We start from the raw sequence: 20330 nt of genomic DNA, 5'->3' as shown, positions 1-20330 counted from the left end.
CGGGGAAATGTCTCGGCCGTGAAAGACGGAGATCGGAGATGAACGACGCAAAGCTGCGCGACGACGAGATGACGGTCGACGTGCCGGATCGCATCGATGCCGGCCTTCTTTTCATCGGCGTCCTGCGCACGCCGTGGCGCGAGGTGGCCGACTGTCCGCGACAGGGCGATGCCGAGGCGGGGCCTTCCTGCCGCATCGAGATCGCCGCCCCCTGGCCAGCGGCGCTTGCCGGTATCGGCGTCGGCGATGCGATCGACGTTCTCTACTGGCTCGGCGATGCGCGGCGCGATCTGGTGGTGCAGCACCCGAGAGGCCGGTCCGATTTGCGCGGCACGTTCGCGATCCGCTCGCCGCACCGACCCAACCCGATTGGCTTGTCGACGGTGCGCGTCGACGGCGTCGAGCCCGCCGCGCTGGTGGTGCACGGGCTCGATTGCCGCGACGGCACGCCGCTCATCGATATCAAGCCGCGCCTCAGGCCGACCTCTGGCGCGTGACGCGCTCACTCGGCGGCAAGCGCGCCGCGCAGGCGACGGACGACCCTGGCGCGCGCCTTCTCGTCGGCTGCTCCGGCGATCTCCTTCTGGATGTCGAGGAGGAGGCTCTGGAAGTCGTTGTGCCAGTCCATGCGGCCGACCTGCGCCGGTTCGAGGCGCGGTGCCCGCGCGGTATCGACGATCTCGACGGCGGCGGCGTGGCCGAGCCGGTAGCTGGCGTCGAGGCGCGGATCGACGAGGCGTTCGCGGGGGATGACGCCGGCAAGCCGTGCCCGGAGGCCGTCGATGGCCGGTTCCTCGCCGTGCACCATGAACACCGTGCCGCTGACCGGCAGGCGCTTCGTCAGCCAGGCGGCCAGCTCCGGCCCGTCGGCGTGGCCGCTGTAGAGGTCGAGCTTGCGGATGCGGGCGCGCACCTCGATCTGCTCGCCCTTCATGCGGACCTCGGAGGCGCCATCGGCGAGCAGGCGTCCCAGTGTGCCGGCCGCCTGGTAGCCGACCAGCAGCACCGTTGCCTCCGGCCGCCACAGCCAGTTGCGCAGGCGGTGGCGGATGCGGCCGGCCTCGCACATGCCGGAAGCGGAGATGACGATGTGGAAGCCGTGCATCTGGTCGAGCGCCATCGACTGCTCGACGCTCTCGGTGAAGCGGACGTGCGGCGAGGCGAAGGCGCGCAGCAGTAGATCGCCGTTGTCGAGCGTGCGGGCGTAGGAGCGGAAGATCTGGCTGGCCCGGTTGGCGAGCGGCGAATCGATGATCACCGGGCAGGGCGGCAGCTCGCCGGTCTCGAACAGGTGGACGATGTCGGCCAGAAGCTCCTGCGTGCGCTCGACGGCGAAGGAGGGAATCAGCAGCACGCCGTCCGGGTTGATCGCCGCCCGTATCTCGGACCTCAGTGCCGCCCGGCGACGGCTTTCGGTCACCTCCTGCCGGTCGGTGTCGCCGTAGGTCGATTCCATCACCACGTGGTCCCAGCCGGCCGGCGCCTCCGGGCCGGGCTGCAACAGCTTGTTGTCCGGGCCGAGATCGCCGGAAAACAGCAGACGCAGCGGCCGGTCGCCATCGGCCGCCTCCACCTCGACCGACGCCGAACCGAGCAGGTGGCCGGCGTTCCACAGGCGGAAGCGGATGCCCGGCGCCGCCTCGCGCCATTCGCCGAAGCGGGTCGGCCGCATCTGTTTCACCGCCTCCATGGCGTCGAGGAGGCCGTAGATCGGCGTCACCTCCTGCCGGCCGCGCCGCTTGTTGCGACGGTTGAGCTGCTCGACCTCCATCTCCTGGATGTGGGCGGAATCGGGCAGCATCACCTTGCAGAGGTCGATGGTGGCTGGCGAGGCGAAGATCGGGCCGGCAAATCCGTCCTTCACCAGCTTGGGAATGAGGCCGGAATGGTCGATGTGGGCGTGTGTCAGGATCAGCGCGTCGACGGCGCGCGGATCGAAGGGAAAGGCCCGGTAGTTGAGTTCCTTCTCGGTCTTCGAGCCCTGGAACATGCCGCAGTCGATCAGCACGCGCTTGCCGGCCGCCTCGATCATGTGACAGGAGCCGGTGACGGTTTCGGCGGCGCCGTGGAAGGTGATGACGGGCTGGTCGGACATCGGAACACCTCGGAGAAGGGCCGAACCGCATCGCCGGCCGCTTCTTTCATAGTGGCGCTCCGCGCGGCGATGGCAAGGCCGCTTTACGGAGCCTTAGCTTCCCTAAGGGAAAATAGGAACGCGTCGCGAAAGTTCCCGCCGGCGCGAGGAGGCCGACATGGCGACCGCCAACAGAAACGCCCGCGAGGAGACGGAGACGCCGCCGCCGCCATCGCGGCCGAGCCGCATCGCCCACTTGCCGTTCCCATTGTTCTCGGCGCCGATGGGCATCGGCGGTCTCGGCCTTGCCTGGCGCGAGGCGACGGCGCATTTCGGCGTACCGGCCTTTCCCGGCGAGGCGCTGCTGTCGGTGGCGGCGCTGGTCTGGGCGCTCCTGACGCTGCTGCATATCTGGCGGGAGATCCGTCATCCGCGGGCGCTGATCGCCGATCTCAGCCATCCGGCCCGCGCGGCCTTCGCCGGCGCCTTCACCATCGGCCTGATGATGGTGTCGGCCATGCTGATGCCGATGCTGCCCGGCCCCGCCTTCTGGGTGTGGGTCGTCGCGGTATCGCTGCACCTCCTGCTGTCGCTGCTCACCGTGCGCGGCCTGCTGCTCACGCCGCGCAACGACCCGATGTCGCTGATGCCGCCGACGCTGATCCCGCTGGTCGGCATGCTGCTGGCGCCGGTGTTCGGCGTCCGGCTCGGTCTCGTCATGCCGTCCTGGCTGCTGTTCGGCGTCGGCATCATGTTCTGGCTGATCGTCCAGCCGCTGGTCTTCCAGCGCGTCACCGCCGGCCCGGCCTTCCCCGAGAAGCTGAAGCCGACGCTGGTGATCCTGCTGGCGCCGCCGTCGGTGGCCTTCCTGTCGCTGGTGGCGCTCGAAGGCAAGGTTGATTGGCCGGCAATGGCACTGTTCGGCTACGCCGCCTTCCTGGCCGTGGTGTTCCTCACCATCCTGCCGCGCTTCGTGCGGGCGCCGTTGGCGCTGTCCTGGTGGAGCTACACCTTCCCGGCGGCGGTGTTCACGGTGGCGCTGTTCACGTTCGTCCGCGCCTACCCATTCCCCTACGCCGACTGGCTGTTGTGGGCGCAGCTGTCGCTCGCCTCGCTGCTGGTGCTGATGGTGGTGCTGGCGACGCTCTACGGTCTCGCCAACGGCAAGCTGTTCGTCTCCGACTGACCGGCGATTTCGCCGTTGCCTGTAAGTAATTGACCGGATAAGTCTGCGGGACCGCCATCCCGGAGCCTTTCATGGTCAGATCCATCATCGTCGATACCGATCCGTCGCCCGACGACGCCGTCGCCTTCCTGATGGCGCTCGGCTCACCGGCCGAACTGGAGCTTCTCGCCGTCACCACGGTGGGCGGCAACGTGCCGCTCCATCACACCACCCGCAACGCCCTGAAGGCGCTGGAGCTGGTGAATCGTGCCGCCGACGTGCCGGTCTATGCCGGCGCCGCCGGGCCGATTACCCGCCTGCTCGAAACGGCGGAATACGTGCACGGCGCCACCGGCTTCGAGGGCTACGACCTGCCGGAGCCCGTGGCGCGGGCGGCCGACGGATTTGCGCCGGACAGGATCGTCGAGCTGGTGATGTCGCGGCCGGAGAAGACGGTGACGCTCTGTTGCCTGGCGCCGCTGACCAACATCGCGCTGGCGATGGCGCGGGAGCCGCGCCTCGCCGAACGCCTTGAAGGCATCGTGCTGATGGGCGGCGCCCGCTCGGAGGGCGGCAACGTCACGCCGGCCGCCGAATACAACATCTACGTCGATCCCGAGGCGGCGACGAAGGTGTTCGCCGCGGGCGCGCCGATCGTCATGATCCCGCTCGACTGCACCCACAAGGCGCTGACGCGCAAGGACCGGCTCGACCTGCTACGGGCGCGGGGCGGCCCGCACATGGAAGCCTTCTATCACCTCCTCGAATGGAACAAGCGCTTCGACGAGAAAGCCTGGAGCATGGAGGGCGGGCCGCTGCACGACCCCACTGTCATTGCCTGGCTCCTGAAGCCGGAGCTGTTCGGCGGCCGACTCGTCAACGTCGAGATTTCCTGCGACGAGCTGACGCGCGGCATGACGGTGGTCGACTGGCATTCGGTGACCGGCCGGCCGAAGAACGCGCTGGTGCTGACCGAGATCGACGCCGACGGCTATTTCGAGCTGGTCATCGAGCGGCTCCACGCGGCGCGTCGCGACTGAGGCAAACGCTTCATCCATTTGTTTCAAGGCAATTCCGGGCGCAAAACCGGTTCCCGCCTTTGCCGGGATCGCTCTAGAGGCGGGCGCTGAAGGCCGAGGAATCACGGCCCCGACGGCGGATATCGGCGGATGGCGAGACGGCCTCCTCTGCCATGATCCGCGCCAGCGCGCCGGCCGCCATCGGCCGGCCGAAGGCGAAGCCTTGCAGGATATCGCAGCCGAGGTCGGCGAGGATGTCGGCCTGTTCCAGCGTCTCGACGCCCTCGGCGACGATGCCGATGTCCTGCGTCCGGCCGATCTCGACGATCGAGCGGACGAGCTGGCGCTGGGGGAAAGAAGTGGTGACGGCGGCGGTGAGCTGTCGGGCGATCTTCAGGCGGCTCGGCTTCAGGCGCATCAGGCTGACGATGGAGGCATAGCCGGTGCCGAAGTCGTCGATCTCGATCTCGATGCCGAGGTCGCGCAGACGGCGGATGTTGTCGGTGACGACCTCGTCGCTGTCGTCGAGGTAGATCGCCTCGGTCAGCTCGAAGGACAGGGCGCCGGGCTCGATGGCCAGTGCCTTGAGGCGATCGACGAGGCGCTCGTCGCGCAGGCGGCCCATCGACACGTTGACGGCGATGCGCGGCACGGCAAGGCCGGCGGCGCGCCAGCGCAGGCGGTCGGCGAGGGCGGTCTCCAGCACGATATGGTCGAGGGTCGGCAGGGCGTCGACGTCCTCGGCCACCTCAAGGAAATCAGCCGGGGCAAGCAGCCCCTCGGCGGGATGCTTCCAGCGCACCAGCGCCTCGAGGCCGACCACCTCGCGCGTCGTGGCGTGGAACTGCTGCTGGTAATGGGCGGTGAACTGGCCTTCGTCGATGCCGGTCAGGATCTGGTCGGCCAGATGCTTGGCGCTGACCACCTCGGCCTCCAGCGCCTCGGTGAAGAACTCGAAGCGGTTGCGGCCGCATTCCTTGGCGCGATAGAGGGCGATGTCGGCGTCGATCAGCAGCCGCGACGGCGGACCATTGCCGGCGTCGGCGCAGGCGATGCCGATGGAGAGGCCGCTGCGGCAGCGGGTTTCGCCGAGGTCGATCGGCTGGCGGAAGGCGGACAGCAGGTCGCCGGCCAGCCGGCGGGCCAGCGGCTCCGGTTCGTCGCCAAGGCAGACGGCCACGAATTCGTCGCCACCGATGCGGGCCACCAGATCGGCCGGCCGGAAGGTGGCGCGCATCAGCCCGGCGACATGCTGGAGCAGGCGGTCGCCGGTCGCGTGGCCGAAGGCGTCGTTGACCTGCTTGAAGCGGTCGAGGTCGATGTGCAGCATGGCGATGCCGCCGGCCGTCGCCGCCATGTCGGAATCGAGTCGGCCGAGATGGTCCATCAGGTGGCGGCGGTTGGGTAGCCCGGTCAGCGCATCGTGCAGCGAGGCGTGGCGGATGCGGCGGTTGGCCTCCTCGAGCTGGCGGTTGCGGGCGTCGGCGAGGCTCTTGGCCCGGCCCAGCTCGTCGAGATTCTGCCGTCTCTCGGCATAGAGATGGCCGGTGACCAGAATAGGCACGACGATCAGCGCGCCGATGACGGCAAGCATCAGGCGGAACAGCGCGGCGTTGGGCGGCGGCGGCCAGCCGCCCTTCGGCGTGGCGGCCAACTGCCACGTTCCGCCGGGAATGGCGATCGTCGCGATGAGCGGGTTCTGGTCGAGGGCGGCCTCGGAGCCGAAGAAGATGTCGCCGGCCGCGCCCTTGCCGTCGCGGCCGCGGATGGTCAGGTCGAGGTCGAAATCGGCGGCGCTGATGCCGCTGTTGGCATAAAGCCGGTCGACGTCGATCACCACCGACACGATGCCCCAGAAGGCCGGCGGCCCGTGCGGCCGGTCGAGAAATACCGGGATGCGGCCGACCAGGCCGACGCCGCCCTGGACGAGGTCGAGCGGGCCGGCCAGCACGAGACGGCCGGTCTCGCGGGCGCGCAGGACGGCTTCGCGTTGACTGGGCGTCTGCATGTAGTCGAGCCCGATCACCTTCTCGTTGCCGGGCAGCGGGTGCGCCATGCGGACCACCATGTCGGGCGCGGCGACGACCAGCCTGAGGTCGGAACCGGTCTCCATGAGGTGCTCGACAAAGGCGCCGAACTCCGCGGTGTCGAGCGACGGACGGGTGGCGATTGCCGCCACGACGCCGTGTCCGATCTGGATGTCTCGGCTGATGTTGCCTTCGAGACGGGCCCGGATGACCGACAGCCGGTCGGCGACGGCGGCCCGCGCGTGCTGCTCGAAGATCTGCCGGTTCTGGCGGTCGGCGAGCACGCCGAGCAATCCGAAGGCGACGAGAGCGATCAGGGCCGGCAGGCTGGCGGCCCTGAGGACCAGCCCGTTCATCCGCCACCAGGCCCGAAGGAGCCGGCTCGAACCCATGTTCGCACTCCGAGGCAGTCCGTGTCTTTCCGTATAAGCCAGATTTTCCTTTTACAATTGTTACTTTGGACGCCGATTGTTTCTTCCGATCGTTACCGAGGGCGTCAGTCGAGCCATGCGGCGAGGTCGGCGAGCGCCCGCCGGCAGATCGCCTGACGCTTGGCGATGGTCTTCTCGTTGCCGCGCAGCCGCCGGCCGGGCTCCTTCGGAATCTCCACCGGCGGGAACAGGCCGAAGTTGATGTTCATCGGCTGGAAGGAGCGCGGCGCTCCCTCGGTGTCGGCCGTGAGATGCCCGCCGGTGATGTGGCCGAGCAGCGCGCCGAGGGCGGTGGTGGGCGGCGGCGGCAGGGCGGCGACGGACTGCCGCTCGGCGGCGGCGAAGCGGCCGGCCAGGAGGCCGATCGATGCCGACTCGACATAGCCCTCGCAGCCGGTCACCTGACCGGCGAATCTGAGGCGCGGCGCCGCTTTCAGGCGCAGCACGGCATCGAGGAGGCGCGGGCTGTCGAGGTAGGTGTTGCGGTGGAGGCCGCCGAGCCGGGCGAACTCGGCTTTCTCCAGGCCGGGAATCATCCGGAAGACGTCGGCCTGGACGCCGTATTTCAGCTTGGTCTGGAAGCCGACCATATTATAGAGCGTGCCGAGTGCGTTGTCCTGGCGGAGCTGGACGATGGCGTAGGGCTTGACCGTGGGGTTGCGCGGGTTGGTGAGGCCGACCGGCTTCATCGGGCCGTGGCGCAGCGTTTCGCGGCCGCGTTCGGCCATCACCTCGATCGGCAGGCAGCCGTCGAAATAGGGCGTCTTCTCGAAATCCTTGAACTCGGTCTTCTCGCCGGCGATCAGCGCGTCGATGAAGGCCTCGTATTGGTCGCGGTCGAGCGGGCAGTTGATGTAGTCGGCGCCAGTGCCGCCGGGGCCGGGCTTGTCGTAGCGCGACTGGAACCATGCCTTGTCCATGTCGATGCTGTCGAAATGGACGATCGGCGCGATGGCGTCGAAGAAGGCCAGTGCGGCGGCGCCGGTGGCGGCGCGAATGGCCTCGGCCAGCGCCGGCGAGGTGAGAGGGCCGGTGGCGACGATGGTGTCGCCCCAATCCTCGGGCGGCAGGCCGTCGACCTCGCCCTCGGCGACGGTGACCAGCGGATGGGCGCGCAGCGTCTCGGTGATCCGGCCGGAGAAGCCGTCCCGGTCGACGGCCAGCGCGCCGCCGGCTGGCACCTTGTGGGCGTCGGCGGCCGCCATGACCAGCGAGCCGGCGCGGCGCATCTCCTCGTGCAGCAAGCCGACAGCGTTGTTCTCATGGTCGTCGGAGCGGAAGGAGTTGGAGCAGACCAGTTCGGCGAAGCCGCCGGTCTTGTGCGCTTCGGTGCCGCGGCGCGGCCGCATCTCGTGCAGGACGACGGGAATGCCGCGCGAGACGATCTGCCAGGCGGCTTCAGAGCCGGCAAGGCCGGCGCCGACGATGTGAATGGGGGCGGGGGTCTGTTGGCTCATGGCCGGGGGGATAGCACGTCCCGCCGCCGTGTGCAGCGCTTTTCCTGATGCCCGGCGGCAGCGGTGGAGATACCCCGGACATGCAAACGCCCACCGGGGGAGGAGATCCGGTGGGCGCTGCAATTTTCTGTAGACGGCATGGGAGGAGGTATGCCGCTACAGCTTGCCTGTGACGCGGGAGGAGGAGCGCCACAGGGCGGCCACAGCAAGGGAGGAGGATTGCTGCGGCCAAACCGACATCGCCCAGGGAGGAGGAAGGGCTGGTCGGTACTCACAAAACCGGCGAAATGGCCCTGGGAGGAGGAGGGGGCCATCGTCGCCTAATGGAAAGATGGGGGAGGAGGCCCATTTTTCCAAGACACCGGCCGGAGGGAGGAGGAACCGGCAGGGTGTCTATCAGGAGCGCCCGGGGAACTGGGAGGAGGAGAGTTCGCGGGGCGGTCCTAATTCCAAGGGTTCAGAGCGTGGCCTTGCGGGCGACGTTCGAGATCTCACCGCGGGAGATGCCGAGGTCGGCCAGCTCGCGGGTGCTCAGGCGGGAAAGCTCGCGGTAGGTCTCCTGGTATTTGCGGTAGGAGCGGAGCTTGTTGACAACGGTGTCCAGCATTTCATTCATCCATTCGGGTTGTGAGGCGCTGCGCTCTTCAGTCCTGCGTCTGCTGCGCTTCGCTCTCGACACGAAGACATTTAGGCGAACGAGCCATGCGGGGCTAGAGGGGGGTACGCATGTCAGGAATGCAGATTTCGCACGGCAGCAATTGAGCCGATAAAAGTTAACCCCGCCCAGCCGCAAATACGGCCAAAATACGACCTTAGGCGGTGAGTTGGTCGCACATTTGCCGTTGTTTAGGTTTGTTGAGGGGCGTTTTGATGCGATTTGCTCAGAAAGGCGACAATGCTGCATTGCAGCATAAACCTGCGCTAAAACCCGCCCAAAGAATTTTTGAATGAGCCGGCCGGTTATGGAAGTGGGGATCGCCTTTTGACGAGTTCCAAAACCCCTACGGGAAAATCCTGAGGCGTATGAATCGGTTTTCCGGGTCCAGCCGGCAAGCCGCAGTTCTCAGTTGAACCGTTTTCCCAAGCTATCGCCGTGGGCATGGAAGATTGTCGTGCTGTGACAGCGATGTCATGGACGATTGCGCTGTCCGCATGTCGTTGGATGCGCCGGAGAAGCGGAACGGCTGGCGGCGCCGGCATCGAGGAGCGCGCCGTCGGCCGTCCAGCGGGATGAGGGACTCGGGCCGAAGGCTGGGGGATCGGCCAAGGCGGCCCGGTCCGGAGGAAGACCGGATCGGGCGCGCGCGGATCGAGGGGGAAGGGCGGGCTGTCCGCTGTCAGTTCTCGATGGAGACGCGTACCGCTGCCGGGCCGTATTGCCGGACGAGGGCGAACAGCGCCTTGGCGTTATCGGGGTGCAGGCGGACGCAGCCGTGCGAGGCCGGCTTGCCCAGCCGCTTGACGTAGGGCGTCGCGTGGATCGCATAGCCCTCGTGAAAGAAGATGGAGTGCGGCATCGGCGCGTTGTCGTATTTGCGCGAGCGCCACATCACGTGCATCCGGTAGGGCGTCCAGAAGCCGGTCGGCGTCCGGTAGCCGCGTCCGGCGGTGGACACCTTCCAGACATGGGCGACCTTGCCGTGCACCAGCACCGTCATGCTCTGTTCGGAGATGTCGACGCGCACCATCACCTTGGGACCGAGGGCTTGGCGCGTCGGCGGCCCGGCGCCGATCGCCTCGGCGATGTCGGCGGCCGGCGGCAGCGTCATTGCCAGTTCGCTGCCGGCCTGGGCGAGCGGCAGCGACGGACGCATGTCGGTGACGGCCGGGGCGACGTCGCTCACGGTTGCCGCAAGGGCCGGCGAAGCGACGCTCACGGAAAGGGACAATCCCAACAGGGCGAAGACGCGATACATGACATCCCCCGCGAAGATACGGACGACTATTGCACGCAAGCGTTAACCGATTATGGTTGATGCCGGCCTTGCCGAATTCCCGGCTTCTCGTCGAAATTCCGGGAACCGGGCACCGGCGCCGCGCGCCATGAGCGGGTGGAGCGGGCTGGCCGCCGTGGCCGTTCAGGGAGCCGGACATGTCGATCTTTCTCGTCGGCCTTGTTCTTTTCGTCGGCATGCACTCGATCTACATCCTGTTGCCCGGCGCGCGGACGGCGGCGATCGCCCGCATCGGCTACAACCCGTGGCGCGGCCTCTATTCGCTGGTCTCGCTGACCGGCCTCGTCCTGTTGATCTACGGCTACGGCCTCGCCCGCCAGGATCCGGTGCTGCTGTTCGAGCCGCCGGCCTGGGCGCGCTGGTTCGCCTTCGTGCTGATGGCGGTGGCGCTGCCGCTGCTGATCGCCTCCTTCTTTCCGGCACCGACGCGCATCGGCCGCTTCGTCCAGCATCCGATGCTGCTGTCGGTGACGCTGTGGTCGGTCGCCCATGCGCTGGTCGTCGGCACGCTGGCCGGCGTGCTGCTCAGCGCCGTGTTCTTCGTGTGGACGCTGGCGGCCCGCTTCTCGCTGATCGCCCGGCCGATGTCCGCCGCCCCGGCGAAGCCGCCCGAGCCGATGAACGACTGGATCGCCGTCGGAATCGGTCTCGCCGTCTGGGCGGCTTTCATGTTCCTGCTGCACGACTGGCTGATCGGCATGCCGCTCGTCTGAACCGCCGCATGAAGAGGTGGCGCCGCCGCGAAAAACGCTGTAAACGGCGTCGATGAGTTGCGCTGGCGCGGGGCCGGCGCCGGCCGTGCCACGGGCGTATCCTGCGGGGGATCGCGACCGGACAGTTGGATGGAAGATGTCTGATATTTTCGACGAAGTGGGCGAAGACCTGCGCCGCGACCGGCTGAGCAGCATGTGGAAGCGCTATGGCTGGCTCGTTTATCTGGCAGCCGGCCTGATCGTCATCGGCACCGCCGCCTGGCGCGGCTACGACTACTGGGCGACCAGCCGCGCCAACGCGGCGGGCGACGCCTATGCCGAGGTGCTGGCCTCGGTGAAGCCGGGCGACCACAAGGCGCTGGCCGAGGCGCTGGCCGTCTATGCCGGCGGCGCGCCGACGCAGTATCAGGTGCTGGCCCGCTTCCGCGCCGCCTCCGAGCACGCGGCGATGGGCGAGACCGACAACGCGCTCGCCGCCTTCGAGGACCTGTCCAAGGCGTCCGGCGTCGACCAGGCCTTCCGCGACCTCGCCGCCGTCCGCGCCGCGCTGATCGCCGTCGACCGCGAAAACCTCGACCAGATCAAGGCGCGCGTCGCCGGCTACAACAACGACATTTCGCCCTGGCGCCATGCGGCGCGCGAGATCATCGCGCTTTCGGCCGTCCGCGCCGAGGACTGGAAGAGCGTCAACACCGAAGCCCGCAAGCTGACCGACGATCCGGCGACGCCGTCCGACGTGCGTGCCCGCGCCCGCATCCTGCGCGATCTCGCCATATCCGAGGCCGGCGACGTCGGCGATGGAGCCGCCGGATGATCGCCCGTCCGCGCCTCTCCGCCGCCCTCCTGTCGCTCGCCGTCGTCGCGGCGCTGGCCGGCTGCGGCTCGGATTCGGCGATGGATCAGCTGTCGTCGCTCAATCCCTTCAAGAAAGACGCGGTCGTCGCCGAGGGCAACCGCACGTCCATCCTCGCCGTGTCCGACCCGACGCGCGGCGTCACCAACGGCCGGGCGACCATCGGGGCGGCGACGGCGCTTGCCGCCTGGTCGCAGCCGGGCGGCACGGCCACCAACGATCCCGGCAACGTCGCCGGCGCGCTGAAGGGTGTGCATTTCTGGTCGATGAAGGGCGGCAAGTCGGGTTTCGGCAACGACATGATGGGCCTTTCCACCAGCAAGGGCCGCGGCATCTCGGCGCGGCCGGTGGCCGCCGATGGCGTTGTCTATGTCTATGACGCCTCCGGCGTCGTCTCCGGCTTCAAGGTGGCCAACAGCGGCGCCCTCTGGCACGTCAGCGTCTATCCGGCCGGCAAGCGCGACGCGGTCGGCGGCGGCGGCCTCGCCGTGGCCGGCGGCCGCGTCTATGCGGCGACCGGCTATGGCGAACTGGTGGCGATCGATATCGGCTCCAGCTCCATTCTCTGGCGCGTGAAGCTCGACGCGCCGGCCCGCTCGGCGCCGGCCATCGGCGCCGGCAAGGTGGTCATCACCGCCCAGTCGGGCGTGGTGCAGGCCTTTGACGCGACGACTGGAGCCGCCGGCTGGCGCGCCTCGACCGATGTGTCCGGCGCGGCGCTGGCTGGCGCCGGCAGCGCCGCCATCTCGGGCGACACGGTGGTGGTCGCCGGTTCGTCCGGCCAGATCCAGGCCTTCGACCTCGCCACCGGCGCGATGAAGTGGCAGGCGTCGATCACCACCAACAGCTCGATCTCGGCGATCACCGGCCTGCGCGACGCCTCGGCCAGCCCGGTGATCCATGGCGACGCCGTCTATGCCACCGGCATCGGCGGTGCGCTGGTCGCCCTCGACCTCAAGACCGGCAATGTCCGCTGGCAGCAGCCGATCGGCAGCGCCGAGACGCCGATCGTCTCCGGCGGCAGCCTGTTCCTGATCGACCTCGAGAACCGGATGATCGCCATCGACATCAAGTCCGGCAAGGTGATCTGGGCGCAGACGCTGCCGCTCCGGCCGTCGTCGAGCCGCAAGGGCTCGTGGGCCGGGCCGGTGATGGCGGCCGGTACGCTGTGGGCCACCTCCAACGACGGCCGCATCGCCTCGGTGGACGCGGCGACCGGCGCGCTCGGCGTCAACACCGAGATCGGCTTCAGCGGTGCTATCGCCCCGATTCTCAACTCCGGCAAGATGATGGTTCTGGCCGGAGACGGTACGCTCATCGCCGTGAACTGAGCACGGCGCCACGGGAAAACGGACGGGCGGCGGCGGATCGGACGATCCGGCGCCGCAACGTCTATTCAAGGAAGTTTCGATCATGCCCGCGCAACCGACCGTCGCCCTCGTCGGCCGCCCCAATGTCGGCAAGTCCACCCTGTTCAACCGGCTCGTCGGCAAGAAGCTGGCGCTGGTCGACGACACGCCCGGCGTCACCCGCGACCGCCGCGTCGGCAGCGGCCGGCTCGGCGATCTCGCCTTCCAGGTGATCGATACCGCCGGCCTCGAAGAGGCCGATCCGGATTCGCTCCTCGGCCGGATGCGCGCCCAGACCGAGACGGCGATCCGCGAGGCCGACGCCGTGCTGTTCCTCTACGACGCGCGGGCCGGCGTCACGCCGCTCGACAAGCATTTCTCCGACATGATCCGCCGCATGGACCGCGAGGTGATCCTGGTGGCCAACAAGGCCGAGAGCCGGGCGGTCGAGGCCGGGCTGATGGAGGCCTACGAGCTGGGATTGGGCGAGGCGATCGCCATCTCGGCCGAGCACGGCCAGGGCCTTGCCGACCTCTACGACGCGCTGCGCGAGGCGCTGGAGGGCCGCCTCGGCTTTGCCGAGCCGGAGAGCGAGGAGGCGGTGACCAACCTCGACGTCGACGAGGAGGGCAACCTCGTGGCCCCCGAGGTGCAGCGGCCGCTGCGCGTTGCCGTCACCGGCCGGCCCAACGCCGGCAAGTCGACGCTGATCAACCGGATGATCGGCGAGGACCGGCTGCTGACCGGACCCGAGGCCGGCATCACCCGCGACTCGATCTCGGTCGACTGGACGTGGCGGGACCGCGAGGTGAAGCTGTTCGACACGGCCGGCCTGCGCCGCAAGGCGCGCGTGCAGGAAAAGCTCGAAAAGCTGTCGGTGGCCGACGCGCTCCGGGCCATCAAGTTCGCCGAGGTCGTGGTCGTGCTGCTCGACGCCACCATCCCCTTCGAGAAGCAGGACCTTCATATCGTCGACCTGATCGTCCGCGAGGGCCGGGCGCTGGTGATCGGCCTCAACAAGTGGGATCTCGTCGAGGATCGTGGTGCCAAGCTCAGGGAGCTGCGCGAGGAATGCGAGCGGCTGCTGCCGCAGGTGCGCGGCGTCGAGCTGGTCACGCTGTCCGGCCTCGCCGGTCAGGGCATCGACAAGCTGATGGAGGCGGTGGCGCGCGCCTACGACGTCTGGAACACCCGCATCTCCACCGGCCGGCTCAACCGCTGGCTGACCGGCCTGATCGAGCATCATCCGCCGCCGGCGGTGGCCGGCCGCCGCCTGAAGATCCGCTACATCACCCAGGCCAAGACGCGGCCGCCGATGTTCGTGATCTTCGGCTCGCGCCCCGAAGCGATGCCGGAGAGCTACATGCGCTATCTGTCCAACGGCCTGCGCGAGACCTTCGACATGCCGGGCACGCCGATCCGCGTGCAGATGCGCTCGGGCGGCGACAACCCCTACGACAAGAAGGGCTGAGACCTGCGAGGCATTGAACATGCCTCCCAGGTATTCCGCTTGTCGATTTCTCATGCCCTGATGCACATGAGAAATCGGCAATGGCTTCAATGAGCGGGTGCGTCGGCGTCTGCGCCGATTGGCACAAGCGATCGACGGTCACATCTTGGTGACTTCCATGCGAGACGGTTGCAAGGTGCGCCGACGGCGCGCGACTGTCGCGGGGTCTCTCGCGGCGACCCTTCGCGCCCCTCCCCGAACCGGCGTCGCCACGGCCCCTTCCTCCGACAAGGATTCCTCCATGCTCCTCGAAAAGCTCAACTGGCGCTATGCCACCAAGAAGTTCGACCCGGCGCGGCCGGTGCCGCAGGACAAGATCGACAAGATCGTCGAGGCGGTCCGCCTTGCTCCGACGTCGAGCGGCCTGCAGCCCTATGACCTGCTGGTGATCACCAATCCGGACATCAAGGCGAAGATCCTGCCGATCGCCAGCGGCCAGACGCAGGTGGTCGACGCCTCGCACATCCTGGTGTTCGCCGCCTGGGACACCTACACCGCCGACCGCATCAACGCGGCCTTCGATTTCGTGGAGGCCGAGCGGCAGCTGACGGGCGAGGCGCTCGACAACTGGAACGCCTACCGGCATCGGTTGCTCAATGCCTACGTGCCGCGCGACGCCCGCACCAACTTCGAGCACGCTGCCCGCCAGTCCTATATCGGCTTCGGTTTCGCCATTGCCGAGGCGGCGATGCTGGAGGTGGATGCGACGCCGATGGAAGGCTTCGACGCCGACGCGCTCGACGAGCTGCTGGGTCTCAGGGCGCGTGGCTTGAGGTCGGTGACCATGCTGCCGCTCGGCTACCGGCAGGCCGACCAGGACTGGCTGGTGGGCCTCAAGAAGGTGCGCCGGCCGAAGGAAGAATTCGTCACCGTGATCCGCTGAGCCGGCGAACGGAAGGGGCGGATCCTCGGGTCCGCCCAATCTTTTTGACGGCTGCGTCCGCCCCGGCACGAGCGGTATTCGGGTAGGGTTTCGGGTGCTTGCCGCCGGCCCTCAAAAAGCCCGAATAGTGCTTTGAATAGACAAGGAAAATCCACCGATTCGCAGGGCTGTTGATGGGAGCGTGCATTGTTGGCTTCCACGGTCAGAATCGGCTAGAACGAAGCATATCCGGAAGGTCTGGCCGGCAAGGGCGAAATGATCCTCAGCCGCACGACAGGACGGACAAGACAACCCCCGCCGTCTTGAGGCCATGTGGCCGCGCGGCGGAGTAGTTCAGGAAGTCTAAGCCATTGGCTGAAAACACCAAGACGCCCGACGGCGCCGAGCCGACCGACATCAGGCCCGTTTCTCTCATCGAGGAAATGAAGCGCAGCTATCTCGATTACGCCATGAGCGTGATCGTGTCGCGCGCCCTGCCGGATGTGCGCGACGGCCTGAAGCCGGTGCACCGCCGCATCCTCTTCTCGATGAGCGAGAACGGCTACGACTGGAACAAGCCCTATCGCAAGTCGGCGCGCGTGGTCGGCGACGTCATCGGTAAGTACCATCCGCATGGCGACGCCTCGATCTACGACGCGCTGGTGCGCATGGCTCAGCCGTTCTCGATGCGGCTGCCGCTGGTCGACGGACAGGGCAACTTCGGCTCCATCGACGGCGACAGCGCCGCGGCCATGCGCTACACCGAGGTGCGCCTCGAACGCGTGTCGCAGGCGCTGACCGACGATCTCGACAAGGACACCGTCGACTTCAATCCCAACTACGACGGCTCCGAGCGGGAGCCGTCCGTGCTGCCGGCCCGCTTCCCGAACCTTCTGGTCAACGGTTCGGGCGGCATCGCCGTCGGCATGGCCACCAACATCCCCTCGCACAACCTCGGCGAGGTGGTCGATGCCACCATCCGTCTGATGGACAATCCGGACATCGACATCGAGGAACTGATGGAGGTGCTGCCGGGCCCGGACTTCCCGACCGGCGCCATGATCCTCGGCCGCTCCGGCATCCGGCAGGCGTTCATGACCGGCCGCGGCTCGGTGGTGATGCGCAGCCGCGTCGCCATCGAGCAGATCCGCAAGGATCGCGAGGCGCTGATCGTCACCGAGATTCCCTATCAGGTGAACAAGTCGGTGATGGTGGAGAAGATCGCCGAGCTGGTGCGCGAGAAGCGCGTCGAGGGCATCGCCGATCTCCGCGACGAAAGCTCGCGTGACGGCATCCGCGTCGTCATCGAGCTGAAGCGCGACGCGGTGGCCGACGTGGTGCTCAACCAGCTCTACCGCTTCTCGCAGTTGCAGACGTCGTTCGGCGTCAACATGGTGGCGCTGAACGGCGGCCGGCCGCAGCTGATGAACCTCAAGGACGTGCTCTCCGCCTTCGTCGCTTTCCGCGAGACGGTGGTGACGCGGCGCACCCGCTTCCTGCTCGGCAAGGCGCGCGACCGGGCCCACGTGCTGGTTGGCCTTGCCATCGCCGTCGCCAACATCGACGAGGTGATCGCCGTCATCCGCAACGCGCCGGACCCGGCCACCGCCCGCGAGCAGTTGATGACCCGCCGCTGGCCGGCCGCCGACGTCGAGGCGCTGATCCGGCTGATCGACGATCCGCGCCACGAGGTCAACGACGACGGCACCTACAACCTCTCCGAAGAACAGGCGCGCGCCATCCTCGATCTCCGTCTGCAGCGCCTCACCGCGCTCGGCCGCGACGAGATTTCCGACGAACTCAACCAGCTCGCCGAGGAGATCAAGGGCTATCTCGAGATCCTCGCCTCGCGCGACCGCGTGATGTCGATCATCCGCGACGAGCTGACCGAGATCCGCACCGCCTACGCCACGCCGCGCCGCACCGAGATCCTCGAGTCCGACGCCGACATGGAGGACGAGGACCTGATCGCCCGCGAGGAGATGGTGGTCACCGTCTCCCACGAGGGCTACATCAAGCGCGTGCCGCTGTCGCAGTACCGGGCGCAGAATCGCGGCGGCAAGGGCCGCTCCGGCATGGCGACCAAGGAGGAGGATTTCGTCACCCGCCTGTTCATCGCCAACACCCATACGCCGGTGCTGTTCTTCTCCTCGCGCGGCATCGCCTACAAACTGAAGGTCTGGCGGCTGCCGCTCGCCACGCCACAGTCGCGCGGCAAGTTCATCAAGAACATCCTGCCGCTGACCGATGGCGAGCGCATCACCTCCATCCTGGCGCTGCCGGAAGACGAAGCGTCGTGGGCCGATCTCGACGTGGTGTTCGCCACCCGGCTCGGCACGGTGCGGCGCAACAAGCTCAGCGACTTCGCGCAGGTCAACCGCAATGGCAAGATCGCCATGAAGTTCGACGACGACAGCGACGGCATCATCGGCGTCGAGACCTGCACCGAGAGCGACGACTTCCTGCTGGTGTCGGCGCTCGGCCAGTGCATCCGCTTCCCGGTCGGCGACGTGCGCGTGTTCAAGGGCCGCGATTCGACCGGCGTACGCGGCATCTCGCTTGCCGACGGCGACGAGCTGATCTCCATGACCATCCTGCGCCACTTCGACGCCAGCCCGGCCGAGCGCGCCGCCTTCCAGAAAGAGTGGGCGGCCGAGCAGCGGGCGGCCGGCGCCGAGGATGCAGAGGTTGTCGATGAGGCGGTGGCCGACGACGCTGAGGAGGAGGGCAACGGCATCGACACGCTGTCGCCGGAGCGCTACGCCGAGATGATGCTGGCCCAGCAGTTCGTGCTGACCGTCAACGAGCAGGGCTACGGCAAGCGTTCGTCGTCCTACGAGTTCCGCACCTCCGGCCGCGGCGGCAAGGGCATCAAGGCCACGGACCAGAGCAAGCTCGACGAGATCGGCAAGCTGATCGCCGCCTTCCCGGTGGAGCCGGCCGACCAGATCATGCTGGTCTCCGATGGCGGCCAGTTGATCCGCGTGCCGGTCGACCAGATCCGCATCGTGTCGCGCGCCTCGAAGGGCGTCCGCATCTTCAACACGGCCGACGGCGAGAAGGTGGTGTCGGTGGAGCACATCTCCGACATCGGCGAAGAGCCCGAGGCGTAATGATCGGCCGGCCGGCGGAAACGCCGGCCGCCGCCTGACCGACAAAAGGAGAGGGCGCAAGACGGGGCCTGCCGTCTTGCGCCCTTGCCGCATCTGGCCGGGGCTCGCCGGCCCCGATCGTCCGTCGTCTTCCAGGGCATTCCGGCAAAGGCGGCAATCGGCTTTGCGCGCGGACATGCCCTGATGACCGGTCACTCCACGATGGTGAGACCCGCCGCGACGGTGGTGATCGTGATGCCGCTGGTCGCGTGCGCCTCCCTGGCGCAGACCTTGAGGCCGTCGACGGTTTCGGTGGCGCAACGGCTGACGTCCGACGCCTGATCGCCGCGCCCGAGTTCGGGGAACATCGGTTCGGTGGCGCCGATCGACAGAACGGCCGCGGAAAGACCGGCCATGACGAGGGCCATCTTCTTCATGCGCAGGGTACCGTGCTTCGTCATGTCAGGCCGCCTTCCATTCACGAGACCTACCTGTGAAGGTCGAGTTTCGGGCGGGATCGTTACGCGGCAGTTAACGCGATGATGAGCATTGAAGGCATCGGCGCTAATGCTTAATCAGCCGTTAATGCGACCAAATGCCGATGGCATCGAACGTTCCTCCGTCGGCGGTTGCGGCAGGCGAGGCGGAGTTGTGAACGGCCGGGGAAAGGGCTATTCAGGACAACCATGACGACCGCCCTCTACGCCGGCTCCTTCGACCCGGCCACCTACGGCCATCTCGACGTGATCGAGCGCGCCTCGCGCCTGTTCGGCACGCTCGTCGTGGCCATCGGCATCCACCACGAGAAGAAGGGCGAGTTCGACGCCGCCGAGCGCGAAGCCATGCTGCGCGAGCTGGTGGTGCCGATCGCCGGCCGGACCGGCGGCCGCATCGAAGTGGTGACTTTCGCCGATCTGGTCGTCGACATTGCCCGCCGGCACGGCGCCCGCGTGCTGGTGCGCGGCATCCGCAACAGCTCCGACCTGGACGTCGAGGTGGGCATGGCCGGCATGAACGCGGTGCTGGCGCCGGAGATCGACACCATCTATTTCGGCGCCTCGTCGGGCGTCCGCCACGTGGCGTCCAGCCTCGTCAAGCAGATCGCCCGTCTCGGCGGCGACATAACTGCCTTCGTTCCGCCGCAGGTTGCGGACAAACTCCGCGCCCGCTATCCGGCCGGCTGAAGAATCGGCACATTAAGAAGCAGGGAGATCGATGTGATCCGCAGGACCTTTCTCGCGGCGCTCGCCGCCACCAGCCTCGTTCTGGCAAGCGGCGCTTGGGCCGCCTCGCCCGACAACACGCTGATCCTGGAGACCAGCAAGGGCAAGGTGACGATCGAGCTTCGGCCCGATCTGGCGCCCAAGCACGTGGCGCAGATCAAGACGCTGGTCGGCCAGCACTTCTACGACGGCATCATCTTCCACCGGGTGATCGAGGGCTTCATGGCCCAGACCGGCGATCCCACCGGCACCGGCATGGGCGGCTCCAAGCTGCCCGACATTCCGGCCGAGTTCTCCAAGGCGCATTTCGGCCGCGGCACCGTCGGCATGGCGCGCGCCCAGGACCCGAACAGCGCCAACTCGCAGTTCTTCATCATGTTCGCCGACGGCAGCTTCCTGGACGGCCAGTATACCGTCTGGGGCGAGGTGACCGACGGCATGGACATCGTCGACAAGATCAACCGCGGCGAGCCGCCGGCCAATCCGGACAAGATCGTCAAGGCGCGCCTCGCCTCCGATCCGAACTGACCGATCGAACTTTCCGCCCGGCCGTGCTAGAGGCACGCCGGCAACCAGAGCCGAAAGGAGGCCCGCGTGGCC

Annotated in this window: 17 protein-coding genes; 11 read left to right on the top strand and 6 right to left on the bottom strand. The window is 67.8% G+C overall.

Annotation, left to right across the window (positions count from 1 at the left end):
• Positions 1 to 38 precede the first annotated feature (38 nt).
• Positions 39 to 497 (top strand): tRNA (N6-threonylcarbamoyladenosine(37)-N6)-methyltransferase TrmO, encoded by a 459-nt coding sequence (gene tsaA / locus H512_RS22995; RefSeq protein ID WP_036790543.1) that lies wholly within the window; start codon positions 39 to 41, stop codon positions 495 to 497.
• A gap of 5 nt (positions 498 to 502) precedes the next feature.
• Here the strand turns inward: tsaA and H512_RS0107155 are convergent, their stop codons facing one another.
• Positions 503 to 2095 (bottom strand): MBL fold metallo-hydrolase, encoded by a 1593-nt coding sequence (locus H512_RS0107155; protein WP_026782874.1) that lies wholly within the window; start codon positions 2093 to 2095, stop codon positions 503 to 505.
• 157 nt (positions 2096 to 2252) lie between these two features.
• Between H512_RS0107155 and H512_RS22990 the strand changes: the two genes are divergently transcribed.
• Together H512_RS22990 and H512_RS0107145 are read left to right on the top strand one after the other, a co-directional pair.
• Positions 2253 to 3260 (top strand): SLAC1 anion channel family protein, encoded by a 1008-nt coding sequence (locus tag H512_RS22990; protein WP_053239655.1) that lies wholly within the window; start codon positions 2253 to 2255, stop codon positions 3258 to 3260.
• 71 nt (positions 3261 to 3331) lie between these two features.
• Positions 3332 to 4279 carry a nucleoside hydrolase gene (locus H512_RS0107145; protein WP_084798342.1) on the top strand — a complete coding sequence of 316 codons (948 nt, stop codon included), beginning with the start codon at positions 3332 to 3334 and terminating at the stop codon, positions 4277 to 4279.
• Positions 4280 to 4352: 73 nt separating this feature from the next.
• Here H512_RS0107145 and H512_RS22985 read toward each other — a convergent pair whose 3' ends face one another.
• From H512_RS22985 to H512_RS27600, 4 genes are all read right to left on the bottom strand, one after another.
• The gene (locus tag H512_RS22985) at positions 4353 to 6677 is read right to left on the bottom strand and encodes a putative bifunctional diguanylate cyclase/phosphodiesterase (protein WP_053239654.1); all 2325 of its coding nucleotides are present in this window, start codon (positions 6675 to 6677) and stop codon (positions 4353 to 4355) included.
• A gap of 104 nt (positions 6678 to 6781) precedes the next feature.
• The gene (trmFO, locus tag H512_RS0107135) at positions 6782 to 8173 is read right to left on the bottom strand and encodes a methylenetetrahydrofolate--tRNA-(uracil(54)-C(5))-methyltransferase (FADH(2)-oxidizing) TrmFO (protein WP_026782872.1); all 1392 of its coding nucleotides are present in this window, start codon (positions 8171 to 8173) and stop codon (positions 6782 to 6784) included.
• Between the two features lie 457 nt (positions 8174 to 8630).
• Complete coding sequence (locus H512_RS26265; protein ID WP_084633142.1) at positions 8631 to 8780, bottom strand: DUF1127 domain-containing protein; 150 nt, start codon at positions 8778 to 8780, stop codon at positions 8631 to 8633.
• Between the two features lie 730 nt (positions 8781 to 9510).
• Positions 9511 to 9987, bottom strand: a complete 477-nt coding sequence (locus tag H512_RS27600; protein ID WP_425414161.1) for a L,D-transpeptidase — start codon at positions 9985 to 9987, stop codon at positions 9511 to 9513.
• A gap of 278 nt (positions 9988 to 10265) precedes the next feature.
• Here H512_RS27600 and H512_RS0107120 point away from each other — a divergent pair, with 278 nt between their 5' ends.
• The 6 genes from H512_RS0107120 (at position 10266) to gyrA (ending at position 18528) form a co-directional block, all read left to right on the top strand.
• A complete protein-coding gene (locus H512_RS0107120) occupies positions 10266 to 10841 on the top strand; it encodes an NnrU family protein (RefSeq protein WP_026782870.1) in 576 nt (191 codons plus the stop codon).
• A 136-nt stretch (positions 10842 to 10977) separates the two neighbouring features.
• Entirely contained in the window at positions 10978 to 11655 is a 678-nt protein-coding gene (locus H512_RS0107115) for a tetratricopeptide repeat protein (protein WP_026782869.1), read from the top strand.
• Positions 11652 to 13025, top strand: a complete 1374-nt coding sequence (locus H512_RS0107110) for an outer membrane protein assembly factor BamB family protein (protein WP_053239653.1) — start codon at positions 11652 to 11654, stop codon at positions 13023 to 13025. Before H512_RS0107115 ends, H512_RS0107110 begins: the two co-directional genes overlap by 4 nt.
• A gap of 82 nt (positions 13026 to 13107) precedes the next feature.
• Complete coding sequence (gene der, locus H512_RS0107105; protein WP_036790540.1) at positions 13108 to 14514, top strand: ribosome biogenesis GTPase Der; 1407 nt, start codon at positions 13108 to 13110, stop codon at positions 14512 to 14514.
• A 280-nt stretch (positions 14515 to 14794) separates the two neighbouring features.
• Positions 14795 to 15436: an NAD(P)H-dependent oxidoreductase gene (locus H512_RS0107100; RefSeq protein ID WP_026782866.1), complete on the top strand. Its 642-nt coding sequence runs from the start codon at positions 14795 to 14797 to the stop codon at positions 15434 to 15436.
• A 422-nt stretch (positions 15437 to 15858) separates the two neighbouring features.
• On the top strand, positions 15859 to 18528 hold the full coding sequence (gyrA, locus tag H512_RS22980; RefSeq protein WP_156899420.1) for a DNA gyrase subunit A: 2670 nt from the start codon (positions 15859 to 15861) through the stop codon (positions 18526 to 18528).
• A 191-nt stretch (positions 18529 to 18719) separates the two neighbouring features.
• Here gyrA and H512_RS0107090 read toward each other — a convergent pair whose 3' ends face one another.
• A complete protein-coding gene (locus H512_RS0107090) occupies positions 18720 to 18968 on the bottom strand; it encodes a hypothetical protein (protein ID WP_026782865.1) in 249 nt (82 codons plus the stop codon).
• Positions 18969 to 19193: 225 nt separating this feature from the next.
• Between H512_RS0107090 and coaD the strand changes: the two genes are divergently transcribed.
• A complete protein-coding gene (gene coaD / locus H512_RS0107085; RefSeq protein WP_026782864.1) occupies positions 19194 to 19691 on the top strand; it encodes a pantetheine-phosphate adenylyltransferase in 498 nt (165 codons plus the stop codon).
• A gap of 27 nt (positions 19692 to 19718) precedes the next feature.
• Entirely contained in the window at positions 19719 to 20258 is a 540-nt protein-coding gene (locus tag H512_RS0107080) for a peptidylprolyl isomerase (RefSeq protein ID WP_210162673.1), read from the top strand.
• The last annotated feature ends 72 nt before the right edge of the window (positions 20259 to 20330 follow it).

The organism is Pleomorphomonas koreensis DSM 23070 (assembly GCF_000425185.1).
GTDB lineage: Bacteria > Pseudomonadota > Alphaproteobacteria > Rhizobiales > Pleomorphomonadaceae > Pleomorphomonas > Pleomorphomonas koreensis.
The sequence above is the reverse complement of the archived record's forward strand: the minus strand, read 5'-3'. Positions and strand labels throughout refer to the sequence as shown.